General features: G+C 71.6%; 12 protein-coding genes and 1 riboswitch. Of the genes, 6 read left to right on the plus strand and 6 right to left on the minus strand.

What is annotated here, in order from left to right:
* Positions 1-179: 179 nt before the first annotated feature.
* Entirely contained in the window at positions 180-1,073 is an 894-nt protein-coding gene (locus ACFV6X_RS11030; protein WP_385380784.1) for an esterase/lipase family protein, read from the plus strand.
* Between the two features lie 326 nt (positions 1,074-1,399).
* The gene (locus ACFV6X_RS11035; protein ID WP_385380787.1) at positions 1,400-3,058 is read left to right on the plus strand and encodes a M23 family metallopeptidase; all 1,659 of its coding nucleotides are present in this window, start codon (positions 1,400-1,402) and stop codon (positions 3,056-3,058) included.
* Between the two features lie 60 nt (positions 3,059-3,118).
* Here ACFV6X_RS11035 and pcrA read toward each other — a convergent pair whose 3' ends face one another.
* Entirely contained in the window at positions 3,119-5,602 is a 2,484-nt protein-coding gene (gene pcrA, locus ACFV6X_RS11040) for a DNA helicase PcrA (RefSeq protein WP_385380790.1), read from the minus strand.
* A gap of 366 nt (positions 5,603-5,968) precedes the next feature.
* Positions 5,969-6,123: riboswitch (cyclic di-AMP (ydaO/yuaA leader) on the plus strand.
* Between the two features lie 7 nt (positions 6,124-6,130).
* Here pcrA and ACFV6X_RS11045 point away from each other — a divergent pair.
* A complete protein-coding gene (locus ACFV6X_RS11045; protein WP_385380792.1) occupies positions 6,131-7,312 on the plus strand; it encodes an NlpC/P60 family protein in 1,182 nt (393 codons plus the stop codon).
* A gap of 88 nt (positions 7,313-7,400) precedes the next feature.
* On the opposite strand, the gene ACFV6X_RS11050 is transcribed toward ACFV6X_RS11045, so the two are convergent.
* Positions 7,401-7,754, minus strand: coding sequence for a hypothetical protein (locus tag ACFV6X_RS11050; protein WP_365445847.1), 354 nt, complete (start codon positions 7,752-7,754; stop codon positions 7,401-7,403).
* A 462-nt stretch (positions 7,755-8,216) separates the two neighbouring features.
* On the opposite strand from ACFV6X_RS11050, the gene ACFV6X_RS11055 reads away from it, so the two are divergent.
* Positions 8,217-9,284, plus strand: a complete 1,068-nt coding sequence (locus ACFV6X_RS11055; protein WP_385380795.1) for an NlpC/P60 family protein — start codon at positions 8,217-8,219, stop codon at positions 9,282-9,284.
* Between the two features lie 10 nt (positions 9,285-9,294).
* Here the strand turns inward: ACFV6X_RS11055 and ACFV6X_RS11060 are convergent, their stop codons facing one another.
* Together ACFV6X_RS11060 and ACFV6X_RS11065 are read right to left on the minus strand one after the other, a co-directional pair.
* The gene (locus ACFV6X_RS11060; protein WP_385380798.1) at positions 9,295-10,041 is read right to left on the minus strand and encodes a LuxR C-terminal-related transcriptional regulator; all 747 of its coding nucleotides are present in this window, start codon (positions 10,039-10,041) and stop codon (positions 9,295-9,297) included.
* Entirely contained in the window at positions 10,038-11,336 is a 1,299-nt protein-coding gene (locus ACFV6X_RS11065) for a PspC domain-containing protein (protein ID WP_385380801.1), read from the minus strand. The genes ACFV6X_RS11060 and ACFV6X_RS11065 overlap by 4 nt, the downstream gene beginning before the upstream one ends.
* A gap of 557 nt (positions 11,337-11,893) precedes the next feature.
* Here ACFV6X_RS11065 and ACFV6X_RS11070 point away from each other — a divergent pair.
* Together ACFV6X_RS11070 and ACFV6X_RS11075 are read left to right on the plus strand one after the other, a co-directional pair.
* The gene (locus ACFV6X_RS11070) at positions 11,894-13,297 is read left to right on the plus strand and encodes a PspC domain-containing protein (protein ID WP_385380804.1); all 1,404 of its coding nucleotides are present in this window, start codon (positions 11,894-11,896) and stop codon (positions 13,295-13,297) included.
* Positions 13,284-13,523 (plus strand): hypothetical protein, encoded by a 240-nt coding sequence (locus ACFV6X_RS11075; protein WP_385380807.1) that lies wholly within the window; start codon positions 13,284-13,286, stop codon positions 13,521-13,523. Before ACFV6X_RS11070 ends, ACFV6X_RS11075 begins: the two co-directional genes overlap by 14 nt.
* A 149-nt stretch (positions 13,524-13,672) precedes the next feature.
* On the opposite strand, the gene ACFV6X_RS11080 is transcribed toward ACFV6X_RS11075, so the two are convergent.
* Together ACFV6X_RS11080 and ACFV6X_RS11085 are read right to left on the minus strand one after the other, a co-directional pair.
* The gene (locus ACFV6X_RS11080) at positions 13,673-14,212 is read right to left on the minus strand and encodes a DoxX family protein (protein WP_385380809.1); all 540 of its coding nucleotides are present in this window, start codon (positions 14,210-14,212) and stop codon (positions 13,673-13,675) included.
* A 181-nt stretch (positions 14,213-14,393) separates the two neighbouring features.
* The gene (locus tag ACFV6X_RS11085; RefSeq protein ID WP_385380812.1) at positions 14,394-15,689 is read right to left on the minus strand and encodes a hypothetical protein; all 1,296 of its coding nucleotides are present in this window, start codon (positions 15,687-15,689) and stop codon (positions 14,394-14,396) included.
* Between the last annotated feature and the right edge of the window lie 243 nt (positions 15,690-15,932).

The raw sequence follows: 15,932 nt of genomic DNA on the forward strand, positions 1-15,932 counted from the left end.
GACCACGCACATCGGAACCTGCACACCCCGGACCACCCGCACCAGCCCGTACCCAGCGCACATCCCGAACCACCCAGCGCCGCGCGCAACCCTTCGCGCCCCGTCGATCCTCCACCGCGACTCCCACGGACGCACACGACGGACAGAGACGTCCCCCGTGTGCCGACGGGAGGTCGGCCATGAAGGTCACGCAGGTCACCAGGGCTCTGCAGCCCTTTGAACCGCTCTACCGCCAGCTGCTCCCGATCCCGGGCAGCCTCGCGGGACTGTCAATGGCCCTTCTGAAAGCCACCGCCCTGGAGATCGCGATCCTGGCCGGGCATCTGATCCTCTACCCCTCCGGCATCATCCAGGAGCGCCGCGCGCCGGCCATCCGGCTCCCGCTCCACGAGGGCGCCGCGCAGCTCCCCACGGAGAGCAAGCCCCCGGTCGTCCTGCTGCACGGCTTCATCGACAACCGTTCGGTCTTCCTGCTCCTGCGCCGCTCCCTGGCCCAGCACGGCAGGCAGCAGGTCGTCTCCCTGAACTACTCCCCATTGACCTGCGACATCCGCACGGCCGCCAAGCTGCTCGGCCGGCACATAGAGGAAATCTGCGAACGCACGGACAGCGGCCAGGTGGACATCGTGGGCCACAGCCTCGGCGGACTGATCGCGCGCTACTACGTGCAGCGACTCGCCGGTGACACCCGCGTCCGCACCCTTGTCACGCTCGGTACGCCGCACTCCGGCACGCGGGTCGCGCCGCTTGCGAACGCGCACCCCATAGTGCGCCAGATGCGTCCCGGCTCCGCCGTCCTCGACGAGCTGGCGCTGCCGACACCCGGCTGCCGTACGCGGTTCGTGAGCTTCTGGAGCGACCTCGACCATCTGATGGACCCGCTGGAAGCGGCCTGCCTGGAGCATCCCGACCTGCTCTCGCAGAACGTCCGGGTCACCGGCATCGGCCACCTCGCGCTCCCCGTGCACCCCGCCGTCGCGTCCGGCATACGCCAGGCCCTCGACGGCACGTACCCCGGCACCTCGGAGGACGCCCAGCCCACCGCCCACGACGGCGGTCTCACCGTGGCCTGACCATCCACGCCGGTGTTCCGCCCAGTTACCCGCGCGCCAGTCTCCGTCCAGTTACCCGCGCGCCACCCAGCGGCCCCGGCCGGCCATCCCCCGGCCACCTGACCGCCACGGGCGAACACAGCCAACTCATGGCCTCGGCACAGCCGTCGGCATCGAACAATCTTCGAACACAGCCCCAAAGCCGTGCCCGCAGTCCCCCGAAACACGGCCGAATGCCCGTTTCCTGCGCGCGCGAAACCTGCAGAAGATTGTCGTGCCCGCGTACCGCCGGGTACAGTCGCCGCACTGCTCTGCCAGCCCCTGTTGTCGAGGCGAAAGAGAAGTTGGTGAACGACCGTCCCCCGTCGGGGTCCATGACCACCCCGGCCCCGGCTTCCGAAGCCGCCTCGGCGCACTACGCGCCGTACGGCACCCAGGAAGCCCAGTACGGCGACTTCACCACATATGCCGCCTATCCCGCCAACGGATTCGACACCGGCGGCCACCCCGCTCCGAACGCCCCGACCGCCACCACGACCTTCGAGGCCGACCCGCTCTTCGGCGACCTCGCGGGAAGCGGTCACGGCACCGGCACGTACGACGCCTCCCAGTGGTCCACCGGCGGCCATCACACGGTCACCTACGACACGTACGCGGCACAGCACCAGGCCGCCTACGACACCGGTGCCTACGACGCGACCACCTGGGCCGGCGGCGACCACCATCAGCTCCCCCTCATCCCGCCGCAGGCCGGCGCGGTAGACGCCAGCGGTCAGTGGGACGCGAGCGCGTGGCTCCAGCCCGAGCAGGGCGGCCCGGCCGACCGGACCCAGCAATGGGAATGGGGCACGCAGGTCTTCGACACCGGCGCCTACGACGCCACGCAGTGGAACTCCGACGGCGGCCAGGGCAACACCGGTCAGACCCCTGAGAACTTCGAGCAGCACGCCGAGGCCTTCCACCACCAGGCCGAGTCGTTCCCCCAGCAGTCCGAGCCCTTCCCCCGGCAGGCCGGATCGTTCGACCAGCACACCGGCGAATTCGACCAGCACACCGGCGAGTTCACCCAGCAGAACAACGACTTCGACCAGAACGCCGTGCCCTTCGACCAGCTGGCGACCGCGACGTTCGAGCAGGTCGACCTCGGTGAAGCCGGCCACGGCGACCCCGACAGCAGCGGCGAGAAGTCCGCGGCCCCCGTCCTCCTCGACGACCAGGAGGAGGTCACCCCCGTCCCGGCCGGCCGGGCGGCCGGCCGCAGCGGGTCCCGCTCCCGTCGCCGCACGCCCGCCAAGCGGTCCGCGCTGCTGACCGTCGCCGTGCCCTCGGCGTGTGTGATGGGCGTGGCGGGTATCGCCGCCGCCTCGGTCGGTACCTTCACCGGGGACGAGCAGGACGCCACCACGACGACGGCAGCGGACGCCCAGGCGGTGAAACCATCCGCCGCCAACAACCAGCTGGACACCCAGCTCACGAGCCTCACCGCCGAGGCGGACGACTTCGGCGACCGCGTCAGCCGCACGCAGGAGCGCATCGACCTCAAGGCGCAGCAGGCGGCCGAGAAGAAGCGGGCGGCGGAGGAGGCGGCCCGCAAGGAGCGGCTGCGCCCGAAGTTCGCACTGCCGGTCGCGCAGCACGGGCTCAGCGCCTACTACGGCCAGTCCGGCATCAACTGGATGTCCGTGCACACCGGCATCGACTTCCCCGTCGCGTACGGCACGACGGTGATGGCCGCGACGGACGGCACGGTCCGTACGGAGTACAACAGCGCGTACGGCAACATGATGATCGTGACGGCGATGGACGGCACGGAGACGTGGTACTGCCACCTCTCCAGCTACCAGGTCGCCTCCGGTACGACCGTCAAGGCCGGCGACGCGATCGCGTACTCCGGCAACTCCGGCAACTCGACCGGCCCGCACCTGCACTTCGAGGTGCGCCCCGGGGGCGGCGCGGCGATCGACCCGCTGTCCTGGCTGCGCAGCCACGGGATCGACCCCTCGTAACGCGCCCCGCGCGGACGGGCGGGTGTTCCGTGACGGAACCCCCGGGCCCGGTCCGTACGGCTACAGCTTCTCCACGGGCGCGTACCGCAGCAGCAACCGCTTCGGCTTCGTGTCTCCGAAGTCGATCGTCGCCTCGGCGTTCCCACCCGTGCCCTTCACCGCGACGACGGTGCCGAGCCCGAACTGGTCGTGCGTGACCCGGTCCCCCACCGCCAGCGCGACCACCGGCTGTTCGGCCGTCCGCCGGGTGGCGAATCCCGACGCACCCGACGCCGAGGAGCGCGAGCGGGACGAGGACAGGGAGGCCGCCACGCCCGAGACCGGGCCCGCGGGGGCGGCCGGGGCACCCGTGCGCTTCCAGTCCAGGTGCGCCCCGGGGATCTCCTCCAGGAAGCGGGACGGCGGGTTGTACTGCGGCTGGCCCCAGGCGCTGCGCATCACGGACCGCGTGAGGTACAGCCGCTCCCGCGCGCGGGTGATGCCGACGTACGCGAGCCGCCGCTCCTCCTCCAGCTCCTTGGTCTGGCCGAGGGCGCGCATGTGCGGGAAGACGCCGTCCTCCATGCCGGTGAGGAAGACGACCGGGAACTCCAGGCCCTTGGCGGTGTGCAGGGTCATCAGCGTGATGACGCCGTCACCGTCCTCCTCGTCGGGGATCTGGTCGGAGTCGGCGACCAGCGCGACCTGCTCCAGGAAGTCGGCCAGGGTCCCCGCCTCACCCTCCGAGCGCTCCTGCTCGAACTCCAGGGCGACGGCGGCGAGTTCCTGGAGGTTCTCGATCCGGGTCTCGTCCTGGGGGTCGGTGGAGGTCTGCAACTCGGAGAGGTAGCCCGTGCGTTCGAGTACGGCCTCCAGGATCGTCGCCGGGCCGGCGCCGGAGTCCACGATCGTGCGAAGGTCCTCCATCAGCGTGTTGAAGCGCTTGACGGCGTTCGTGGAGCGTGCGGCCATGCCGTACGCCTCATCGACCCGCTTGAGCGCCTGGGGGAAGCTGATCTTCTCGCGCTGGGAGAGCGCGTCGATCATGGCTTCCGCGCGGTCGCCGATGCCCCGCTTGGGGACGTTGAGGATCCGGCGCAGCGGGACCGAGTCCTCCGGGTTGGCCAGCACCCGCAGGTAGGCCAGGACGTCCCTGACCTCCTTGCGCTCGTAGAAGCGGACGCCGCCGACGACCTTGTAGGGCAGACCAACGCGGATGAAGATCTCTTCGAAGACACGGGACTGGGCGTTCGTACGGTAGAAGACCGCGACGTCGCCCGCCTTCGCGTCGCCGGCGTCCGTGAGTCGGTCTATCTCGTCGGCGACGAACTGTGCCTCGTCGTGCTCGGTGTCGGCGACGTAGCCGGTGATGCGCGCGCCCGCGCCCGCGTTGGTCCACAGGTTCTTGGGGCGGCGGGACTCGTTGCGCTCGATGACGGCGTTGGCGGCGGTGAGGATCGTCTGGGTGGAGCGGTAGTTCTGCTCCAGCAGGATCGTCGTCGCGTTCGGGTAGTCCTCCTCGAACTGGAGGATGTTGCGGATGGTCGCGCCGCGGAAGGCGTAGATCGACTGGTCGGCGTCGCCCACCACGCACAGCTCGGCGGGCGGCAGGTCGTCCTGGCCGGGCGGTACGTCGACGTCCTCAGCGGCACGCTCGCCGGTGCCGACGAGTTCGCGCACGAGGGCGTACTGGGCGTGGTTGGTGTCCTGGTACTCGTCGACCAGGACATGCCGGAAGCGGCGGCGGTAGTGCTCGGCGACGTCCGGGAAGGCGCGGAGCAGGTTGACCGTCGTCATGATCAGGTCGTCGAAGTCGAGGGCGTTCGCCTCGCGCAGGCGCGACTGGTACAGCGCGTACGCCTGGGCGAGGGTCTTCTCGAAGCCGTCGGTGGCCTGGGCGGCGAAGTCCTCCTCGTCGATCAGCTCGTTCTTGAGGTTGCTGATCTTGGCGCTGAAGGACTTGGGCGGGAAGCGCTTGGGGTCGAGGTCCAGGTCGCGGCAGACCAGGGACATCAGGCGCTTGCTGTCGGCGGCGTCGTAGATCGAGAAGGACGAGGTGAAGCCGAGCTTCTTGGACTCCCGGCGCAGGATGCGCACGCAGGCGCTGTGGAAGGTCATCACCCACATCGCGTTCGCCCGGGGGCCGACCAGGTGCTCGACGCGCTCCTTCATCTCGCCCGCGGCCTTGTTGGTGAAGGTGATCGCGAGGATCTGGCCCGGGTGCACCCCGCGCTCGGCGAGGAGGTGGGCGATGCGGTGGGTGAGGACACGTGTCTTGCCGGAGCCGGCGCCGGCGACGATGAGCAGCGGGGAGCCGGAGTGGACGACGGCGGCGCGCTGGTTGTCGTTCAGCCCCTCCAGGAGCACGGCGGCGTCCAGGGCGGGGCGCGGGGCGCCGTCGCGGTAGTAGGCGTCCCGGTCCGGGGGCACGTCGAACTTCCCGCCGAACAGATCGTCCGGAAGCGCATCCGGAGCGTGATCGTCCTCGGGCGGCGGCGGAGGCTCCTCGTGGGCCCGTGGGGCCTGGAGGTCCGCCAGGAAGCTGTCATCAAAGAGGCTGCTCATCGCTCTCCGAGTCTAGGGCGCCCCACTGACAACCCGCTCCCGCCCCGAGAACATACCGGCCACGAAAGGCCGGCGATCTTGCGGAGGAGCCCGCGATCACGGCCCGGGCAGGCGCCCGGGGAAGGCGGGAGACGCAAGCGGACGATCTTGCGGGTCCCGGCCCGTCATCGCCCGGCCCCGGCGCTGACCAGGCGCTCACCGTCCGAACACGCTCTCACGCGGGGCGTGACCACTGACCGAAGGTCACGAAAATGTATCGGGCATATCGCCCATCAACCTTCACACGGGCCACACGAGTTGGCTACCGTGCCGGACAGGCCGCACGACTCTTACCGGCGAACGTCGCCGGGCCGCGCGGCCTCCGCCGAGTCCGATGCGCCCAAGGCAGCCGGAGCCGGGGACCCACCGAACTTGGGGTGAATCGGCCCAAATCCCTTCAGGGAGCGGGCCGTAGGGCAACCCTTCCGAACCACCCGCCCGAACCCGACAGCTAACCCGGTAGGCGGCAGATGGAAGGAGTCGCCTCCTTTGGCGTCGCACCGCAAGTCGCGCCCCTCCGGCGCACGGGTGGCAGGCATACGCACACCGGCCCTCGCCACCGCTGCCCTGACCTCCGTGGCCCTGCTCTCCCAGACCGCCAACGCCGAGCCCTCGGCCGACGACAAGCCGAGCCTCGAGGAGGTCGAGAAGAAGGTCGGCGATCTCTACCGCCAGGCGGAGTCGGCGACCGAGAAGTACAACGCGGCCAAGGAGAAGACCTCGAAGCAGCGCAAGCGCGTCGACGCTCTCCTGGACGACGTGGCCCAGCGCGCACAGAAGCTGAACGAGGCGCGTGAGGAGCTGGGGACGTACGCCGCCGCCCAGTACCGCTCCGGGGCCTCCGTCCCCGACACCGCCACCTTCCTGCTCGCCGACTCCCCGCAGGACTACTTCGACCAGAACCAGCTGACGGGCCGTCTGACCAGCCGCCAGAAGGGCGCGGTCGACGAGTACTTCACCGAGCAGTCGGCGACGATGAAGAAGCGCCAGGAGGCCGCTCAGAGTCTGGAGACGCTCACCGAGTCGCAGAGCGATCTGCAGTCGGCCAAGGCCACCGTCCAGAAGAAGCTCGCCGACGCGCGGGCACTGCTGTCGGATCTGACCGCCGAGGAGAAGGCCCGCCTCGCGGCGATCGAGAAGAAGAAGCAGGAGGAGGCCGAGCGCAAGGCCGCCGAGCTCGCCCGGCAGCAGGAGCAGGAGCAGCGGCGCCAGGAGGCGGCGCAGCGGGAGCAGGAGTCCTCGAACGCCGACTCCTCGGCCGGCACGGGCAACGAGTCCGGCTCCGGTGAGTCCGCGTCGGACTCCGGGTACGGCACCAAGGCGGAGAAGGCGCTCGCCTTCGCCCGCGCCCAGATCGGCAAGCCGTACGTCTGGGGCGCGACCGGCCCCGAGTCCTACGACTGCTCCGGCCTCACCCAGGCCGCCTGGAAGGCCGCCGGCGTCACCCTCCCGCGCACCACCTACGACCAGGTCGACTCCGGGACGACGGTCTCCGTCGCCGCCGCCCGGCCGGGCGACCTGATCTTCTTCTACGACGACATCACCCACGTCGGCCTGTACATCGGCAACGGCATGATGATCCACGCCCCGAAGCCCGGCGCGTACGTCCGCGAGGAGTCCGTCTACTACGACGGCGAGTCCTCCATCCACAGCGTCGTCCGCCCGGCCTGACACCGGCGCCGCGAGGCGGTCGGAGAGGCGATCGAAGGGCACGCGCGCGTGCGGCGGTTTCCGTGGCACGCGCGCGTGGGGCGGTGCGTCAGGTCCAGAGCACGGCGATGAAGACGTTCGCCGTGGTCAGCAGCCCCACCAGCGCGAACATGCCCTTGTCCACCTTCTCGTCGTCCCGTTTCACGTAGACGAGGCCGAGGATCACGATCAGCAGCGCCAGTTTCACGCCGATCTTGATGTTGTTGACGGGCTGGTCGTCCGCCTGGTTCAGGCCGACCAGGATCACGCCGGTGACCAGCATGGTCAGGGCGCCGTGCAGCATCGCCGGGACGAATCGTGCGGTGCCCTGGCCCATCGCCTTCATCTGGGTGAGGAAACCACCGAGGAGGGAGGCGATGCCGATGATGTGCAGGCCGACGAAGAGGTGGATGAGTACGTCCATGGGGCCGGAGCCTAATCAGGAGGTCCCGGGCCGCCCGACACCGGGCCTGCCGACGCCGGGCCGCCCACGGCGACTGCATATATGCGCCTCATAGCACCACCGCGCCCCCTCCCGCCCCGGAATCGCCGCATCGGTCATCGCACCGCGTGAAGGCGACGACCGCGAATCGCGCGCCCGATCACATACGGTCACCCGCTGGTCCCCCGACGTCACTTCCGCACAAGACGTCACGGTGCCGACACGCCCGGGTTTAGCGTCCTCCACCAGGTGACCGGCTCCCCACCGCCGCCCTTGGCCAGAGGCGGCAGCCGGGCACCACCGCCGAGGAGGTCCGGCGGCGCCCCGCATCCCCTGTGCGGGGCGCCGCCGGACGCGTCAGCCGCCCCGGAGCGGTCGTACGTCCACCCGGTGGCCGTACGGACCGGCGGTCGCCCGAGTCGTACGAAAGGACGTGCAGTCCACGTGGCAGCGCACCGCAAGCCCCGACCACGCTCGGCCCACGGCACCAGGGCCCGCACGGCGGCGACGATCGCCCTCGCGGGCGCGGCGACCGCCACGGGCCTCGACGGGACCGGCCACGCCGAGCCGCAGCTGACGCCCGCGCAGGTCAAGGCCAAGGTGGACAAGCTGTACCAGGAGGCGGAGGTCGCCACCGAGAAGTACAACGGCGTGCGGGAGGAGACCCGGGCGGCACAGAAGCGGCTGGGCAGCCTCCAGGACGAGGCGGCCCGCAAGGAGGACCGGCTCAACTCCGCCCGTGACGCACTCGGTTCGTACGCGGCCGCCCAGTACCGGGACGGCGGCCTGGACCCCGCGCTGCAACTGGCCCTCTCCGACGACCCCGACCGGTATCTCGACGGCGCCGCCTTCGCCGAACGCGCCGGCGACCGGCAGGCGGCCGCCGTCACACGCGTCCGCCGGCAGCTGCGGGAGATCGAGCAACTGCGCGGCGCCGCCCGCGTCGAACTGGCCTCGCTCCAGTCCCGGCAGGCCGAGCTGAACCGGCACAAGAAGACCGTCACCGGCAAGCTGGACGAGGCACGGCAGTTGCTGTCCCGGCTGACGGCCGAGGAGCGGGCGCGATTCGCGCAGGGCGACGGCACGGACCGCGCCTCGCGCGCCTCGACGGCCGGCCGGGACGCCCTCCAGGCCCCGGGCTCCGCCACCACGGCGGCGCCCAACTCCCGTGCCGCCGCTGCCGTCTCGTACGCCTACCAGAAGCTCGGCAGCCCCTACGTCTGGGGCGCCACCGGCCCCGACGCCTTCGACTGCTCGGGCCTCATGCAGGCCGCGTACCGCTCCGCCGGGGTGGCCCTGCCCCGCACCACCTACGCCCAGATCGACGCCGGCCGCCGCGTCTCCCGCTCCGAACTTGCCCCCGGTGACCTGGTGTTCTTCTACTCCGGTATCAGCCACGTCGGCCTCTACGTCGGCAACGGCCAGATGATCCACGCGCCCAACCCCTCGGCTCCGGTGCGGCTGGCGCCGATCGACCAGATGCCGTTCGCCGGGGCGACCAGGGTCGTGTGACGCGCGCTCGTCACACCAGCCGTCGGGCCGTCGCCCAGCGGGTCAGCTCGTGCCGGTTGGAGAGCTGGAGCTTGCGCAGCACCGCCGAGACGTGGGACTCGACGGTCTTCACCGAGATGTACAGCTGCTTGGCGATCTCCTTGTAGGCGTAGCCGCGGGCGATGAGCCGCAGGACCTCCCGCTCACGCTGGGTGAGTCGGTCCAGGTCCTCGTCGACAGGCGGGGCGTCCGTGGAGGCGAAGGCATCCAGGACGAAGCCGGCGAGACGCGGTGAGAAGACCGCGTCGCCCTCCTGGACCCGGAAGACCGAGTCGACCAGGTCCGTGCCGGTGATCGTCTTCGTGACGTATCCCCGTGCGCCGCCGCGGATCACGCCGATCACGTCCTCGGCCGCGTCCGAGACCGACAAGGCCAGGAAACGGACCGGCTGCTCGGGGTCGGCCATCAACGGAGCGCAGCGGCGCAGCACTTCGACGCCGCCGCCGCCCGGCAGGTGCACGTCGAGGAGGACGACCTCGGGGCGGGTCGCGGTGATGACCGTGACCGCCTGGTCGACGTCCGCGGCCTCGCCGACGACCTCGACGCCGGTCTCGTCGGTCCGGCCGATCTCGGCCTGCACGCCCGTGCGGAACATCCGGTGGTCGTCGACGAGCACCACGCGCACGCGCCGCCCTCCCACGCCGCCGCCCGGCGTCTGTGCGGGCTCGGCCGACTCCTCCGCTCCCGCCGTTCCGTTCGCCTCGGTCGGGTCGCTCATGACGTCTTCTCCGCCCTCTCCATCTCCAGCTCGACCTCCGTGCCGCCGTCCGGCACCGCCCGCAGCCGGGCCGTACCGCCGTTGCGCTCCATGCGGCCGATGATCGACTCTCTGACGCCCATGCGGTCGGCGGGTATCGAGTCGAGGTCGAAGCCTGGACCGCGGTCCCGGACGGACACGAAGACCGTCTTTCCCTCGACCTCGGCGTAGACCTGCACGGCGCCGCCGTCGCCACCGTACTTGGCGGCGTTCACCATGGCTTCGCGCGCGGCCTGCATTTGTGCGCCGATCCTCTCGTCGAGCGGGCAGTCGCCGACCACGACGACCTCTATGGGGACGCCGTGCTTGTCCTCGATCTCCGCGGCGTTGCGCCGCACCGCGTCGGCGAGGGTGGTCGGCTCGTCGGCCTCGTCCTTGCCGGTGCCCTCCGGTTTGTAGAGCCAGGTGCGCAGGTCGCGCTCCTGGGCTCGGGCCAGGCGGCGCACCTCGCCGGGGTTCTCCGCGTTGCGCTGTATCAGCGTCAGGGTGTGCAGCACCGAGTCGTGGACGTGGGCGGCGACCTCCGCGCGTTCCTGGGCGCGGATGCGCATCAGGCGCTCCTCGGAGAGGTCCTGGGTCATACGGACCAGGTACGGACCGGCGAGGAGCGTTATCCCGACGAGCACCGCGAGGGCCGCCTGGAGCACCGAGCCGAGGTGGGCCGCGGAGCCCTGGAGCACGAAGACGCCCGTGACACCGGCCGTGACCAGCAGGACGCCGGCGACCGCGCGCAGCAGGCTGAGGGTGCGCTTGCGGCGGCCGACCTCGACCCAGCGGGCCCGGCGGGCGTTGTCCGCCTGGCGCCAGACCAGGGCGACACCGGCGCCGACCAGCACGGCGGGCAGGAGGTAGGCCTGTGCGCCGCCGCCCAGGTTCACATTGCCGACGAAGACCATGGCCACGACGACCATGAGGAGCAGGGCGACGATCTGGCCCTTGTCCGGTCTACGGGCCACGAGTTTCTTGCGGCCGTCGGGAGAGGTCTCGGCGGCGACCAGCGACGGCGGCTTCTGCGCCTCGACGCCGCCGACGCCCAGCGGCACGAAGAACCAGAAGGCGGCGTACAGCAGCGCACCGAGGCCGTCGGCCGTGAACAGGCCGACGAACACCAGGCGCACCCAGATGACGGGCAGGCCGAGATGCCCGGCGAGCCCCCGCGCCACGCCACCGAGCCAGCGTCCGTCACTGCTGCGGTAGAGCTTGCGCGGCGGCCGCGGTTCGTCGACAGGCGCTGCTGCGGTTGCGGCTTCCGGCATGCCATTGATGGTCACATGACCGGCGGGCCGGAGCATCAGGGTCGACCCCCGAGACTCCCCTGATCTTCGAACCGCGGGCCGGTCGAACGCCTCCCCCGCCTCGACTCAGGGGTGATATCAGGGTCCGGCCAGGGTCGTACCGACTCCCGCGGCGACGGCTCGCCCGTCACCATGGACCCATGACTGATCACCAGCACGCCGCGAATGCCGTGCCCGGCGCGGCCACCGCGTCCGACGCCGCGGCCGCGACGGCCGCGGGTGCGGATCCGCGCGCGCACGGGGGTGCGGGCGCGACCGGGAAGGGCGACACGAACGCGGGCGGCGAGACCGGCACGCCCCGAGGCCCCGGAGTGCTCGGCGATTCCGGCGGGCCCGGCGATCCCGGAGTGCCCGGAGTGCCCGGAGACTCAGGCGTACCCGGTGGTCCCGGCGTACCTGGGGATTCCGGCGGGCCTGGCGCGCCCGGCGGTCCCGGAGGTCCCGGAGTGCCCCGCGGGCCTGGCGTAGCCGGAGGTTCCGGCGGGCCTGGCGTACCCGGAGGTTCCGGCGGGCCTGGCGTGCTCGGCGGTCCCGGCGATTCCGGCGATCCCGGCGATCCCGGAAGGCCCGGCGGGCCCGGCGCGCTCGGGGACTCCGGCGGGCCCGGCGCGCTCGGGGACTCCGGCGGGCCCGGCGGTCGCCGGCCGTTGGAGCCCCCGCACAAGTTCCGGCGGGACCGGCGGCACAAGATGATCGCCGGGGTGTGCGCCGGACTGGGGCGGCAGTGCGACATGGACCCGGTGATCTTCCGGATCACCCTCGCCGTGCTTTCCGCGACCGGCGGTATCGGTCTCCTCTTCTACGGCTTCGCCTGGCTCTTCGTCCCGTACGACGACAAGGACGAGAACGAGGTCCGCAAGCTCCTGACCGGCCGGGTCGACGGACAGGCCCTCGCCGCCGTGCTGTTCGCGCTGGTCGGCTGCGGGGTCTTCCTGGCGATGCTGAAGAACGGCGGCGTGCTGACCTTCGCCGTCATCCTCTCCCTCCTCCTCGCGGGCGCCGGTTACTGGTCGCAGCGTCGGGGCGCCCCCGATCCCGACCCGCTGGCGGCGCAGGCCGTCGCGGACGCCCCGCCGGAGGCGATGGCACCGCCGGCCCCCACCGCCTACCCCTCCTGGTGGCGGGACCCGATCGTCAAGGACGGTACGCACGTCGGCGGCACCGGCTATCTGTGGGGGCCCAGCGAGTCCGCCGACCGCGACATCGCGGCGGCGGTCAACATCAGCTTCGGTCCGGACACCGGCCCCCAGACCTCCCTCACCCCGCGCACCGCACCGTCCAGGCAGCGCGGCCCGCGCTGGATAGGCGGCTGGGTCTTCCTGTTCGCGCTGGTGGCGGGAGCCATCGGTACGCGCGTGACCTGGCAGGAGCAGCCGTTGGGGACGAGTCTGCAGACAGGCCTGGCCTGCGCCCTCGCCGTCATCGGGCTGGGCATCGCCGTCAGTTCGTTCCTGGGCCGTACGGGAGCCGGGTCGATCTTCCTGGCCATCCTCACGGCGGGGCTGCTGGCCGCGGCGGCGGCGCTGCCCAAGGACATCGGGACGGAGTGGATGCGCACGACCTGGCGGCCGGCAGCGGTGGCCGACGTCGCGCCGAGATACGACCTGGGCACCGGCGTCGGCACCCTGGACCTGACTCGGCTGAACCCGGCCAAGGGTCAGACGGTGTCCCTGGACGCCGAGGTGGGTGTGGGCCGGCTGCGGGTGATCGTGCCGCCGGACGTGACGGTGAAGGCGAACATCGACGTGGGGGTGGGTGACATCCAGTTGCCGGGCGAGCAGAAGAAGGACGTGGACGTGGAGCCGGGCAAGTACCGGGAGGTGACGCTCGCTCCGGCGGCGGGCACCAGGAACGCCGGCACGGTCGATCTCGACCTCAAGGTGGGCGTCGGTCAGGTGGAGGTGAGTCGTGCCGCGTCATGAGTTCCAGCCGGGCAGGTTGGTGGCGGGAGTGGTCGTCACCGCGGCAGGTGCCCTGTATGCCGGTGACGCGGGGGGCACCTGGGAGACGCCGTGGTTCGTGGTGATCCCCCTGATGGTGGGCGGCCTGTGCCTGGCCGCCGTGGCGGGGATGGTGGGCCGGGGCATACGCCGCCGCGCCGGCGGCGGCGCGAACCGCGGAGAGACATGGGCGAGCACGTCACGCTGAGACGCCCCGCCGAGGGTGCCGGCCGAAGGATGCCGACCGGCACGGGGCCGGCCGGGGGGTGCCGGCCGGGGCGGGGCGAACGACCAAGGCTCTGGGAGTGTCCAGGGCGACGCTGTACCGACACCTGTCCGACCAGGAGCAGCTCTGACTTACCGCCAAGCCCCCGCCTGGCCCCGTCCCCGCCGTCGTCCCCTGATCACGGCATCCAGTGACCAGTAGGGCGCCCCGGCCAGCACCAGCGGCACCCAGCAAAACATGTACGGGAGATCGTTGCCGTAGTAGTACGGATCGGAGGCCCAGCTCACGGTGAGCCAGAGGCTGAGGGAGATCAGCGCGCCCCCGAGGGCGGCGAGGCGGGAGAGCAGACCAAGGAGGGTGCCGATGCCGACGGCGAGTTCGCCGGCCGCGATGGCGTAGCCGAAGGCGACGGGGTTCTCCAGGGCAAGGTCGACCAGGGCCGGGATGGCCGAGGAGTCCCGGACGGTGCGCATCGTGTCGCCGATCGAGCCCGAGCCGGCTGCCTGGAGGAACGCGCTGTCGGTGAGTTTGTCGAGCCCGGCGTAGATGAAGGTGATGCCGAGGAAGACGCGAAGGGGGAGGAGAGCGTAGCGAGTGGCCGTGTCGCGCCAGTCGCCGCGACCGCCGTCGTAGGGGGCACTTCGGGTATCGGTACGAATACTGTGAGTCATCGATGCGTAGCCGCCTCTCGCACGCCGTGCCGTGGCCCTCAACAGACCATACGTATGAAAGGAAGAACCCGCTCACCTACGAACAGGCCCGATTTCGTAACGCTCGGCGCTTCGTTCGAGTCGCGGCGCCCGCAACCCCGCCACCCGCTGCTCCCGCGTCCCCGCTGCTCCCGCGCTCCCACTACTCCGTCACGTCGATGACGTACGCGTTCGTCTCCACGCCGGCCGCCGTGACCACCCGCACCTCCACCCGGCCCGGTTCCACCTCGGCCGGTACCGGCACGGTCAGGAGGGCGTCCGTCGGGTTGCTGAAGCCGCCGGTGATCGGGACCAGCGGGACGTGGACGTGGACGGGGCCGATACGGACGACCATGCGGGAGAGACGGTCGGCGGTGCCGGCGCCCGGAGGGACGAAGCCCGCGCCGCGGATCTCGATGTCCTCGCCGGTGCGGATGGGCGCGTCCAGGTCACCGGCCTCCCGGGCGCGGACGACGGAGAGAACGACGGGGCGTCCGCCCTCGGCGTACTTGCCGGCGAGGTAGGTGGCGGCCGACACCAGGACCACCACCGCCAGCCCCCACGGCAGGTCGGGCAGCTGGTCGGGGCGGCGGGCCAGCCGTACCGCCGCGAACACCAGGGCGACGGCGCTGATGACGACGTACTGGATGTCGGCGAAGGTGCCCCGACCCGAGTCGTCCGTCAGCAGGTCGGCAGCCCTCGGCCGGTCCGCGCGGACCTTCTGGAGCCGTTGTCCGAAGACGCGCAGCCCGACCACCCGCCGGACCAGTACGGCGATCCCGCAGGCCACGGCGAGGACCGTCACCACCCCGGCGCCCCGGGCGAGTTCGAGGCCGCCGATCAGCTGGTCGCGTGCGCCGGACGAGGAGGCGGCGGCGAGCTGCCCCGCCAGCACGAGCACGGCGTAAGCGACGAACAGCACCCACATCGCGGCAACGGCACGGGAGGTCGACAGACGGTTGTCCTCACCCACGACGGGGGCCAGGACGCCGCCCCGGGCCCGGTGGAAGAAGGACGCCGCCGTCAGGGCCACCGCGACCAGTACCGCCGCGAGCAGTCCGGCCGTGCGGGCCGTCGTCCAGCCCGCGCCGATCGCCGTCAGCGACTGCGCGAGCAGCAAGAGCAGGACGAGCGCCCAGACCACGCCCGTCGTGCGGCGCCACAGGCGGGACAGCCAGGCCTCGCCCTCGGCGCGGGCGCGTTCGGCGACCGCGGCCGCGGACTGGGTCAGTTCGTCGGAGACCCACTGTCGGGAGGCCGACGCCGAGTGGGCCACGGCCGCGGGCAGATTCTGCCCGGCCGCGAACTCGTCGCGCTTCAGCAGGAACGCGGCCACCGCCCGCCGATGTCCGGCACGTGCCCCGTGCGGACAGTCCCCGCAGGTGCAGCCACCGTCGTGAGCGCTACCCAACGCGCCCGTGCGCGCCTGTGCGCCCTGCCTCGCCTCCTGCACCGCCACGCCCGACGCCCGCCTTCCGCGAATCCCCGTGCCACACTCGTCCGCCCCGCTCCTCGGTGAGTCGGGGCCCCTCCCGGCGGCCCGTGCAACTCCCCCGCCGTGTCAGCGAATTGTGCCCTACGACACCCGGTTCGCGTCCGGCAGGTCGGGTCGGCTCTGGTCGGTCCGGGTGAACGGACGGTCGCCGTGTTGACCCGGCTGCGAGAATGGGCACTGACAGACGTCGAGGAGTTCGCGATGACC

Origin of the sequence: Streptomyces sp. NPDC059861 (assembly GCF_042731435.1) — a bacterium.
Taxonomy (GTDB): domain Bacteria; phylum Actinomycetota; class Actinomycetes; order Streptomycetales; family Streptomycetaceae; genus Streptomyces.

Bases quoted from the DNA above. Each gene is read 5' to 3' on its own strand.
- ACFV6X_RS11030 (WP_385380784.1), top strand. From the start codon at position 180: ATGAAGGTCACGCAGGTCACCAGGGCTCTGCAGCCCTTTGAACCGCTC.
- pcrA (WP_385380790.1), bottom strand. From the start codon at position 5,602: ATGAGCAGCCTCTTTGATGACAGCTTCCTGGCGGACCTCCAGGCCCCA.
- ACFV6X_RS11050 (WP_365445847.1), bottom strand. From the start codon at position 7,754: ATGGACGTACTCATCCACCTCTTCGTCGGCCTGCACATCATCGGCATC.
- ACFV6X_RS11060 (WP_385380798.1), bottom strand. From the start codon at position 10,041: ATGAGCGACCCGACCGAGGCGAACGGAACGGCGGGAGCGGAGGAGTCG.
- ACFV6X_RS11065 (WP_385380801.1), bottom strand. From the start codon at position 11,336: ATGCCGGAAGCCGCAACCGCAGCAGCGCCTGTCGACGAACCGCGGCCG.
- ACFV6X_RS11080 (WP_385380809.1), bottom strand. From the start codon at position 14,212: ATGACTCACAGTATTCGTACCGATACCCGAAGTGCCCCCTACGACGGC.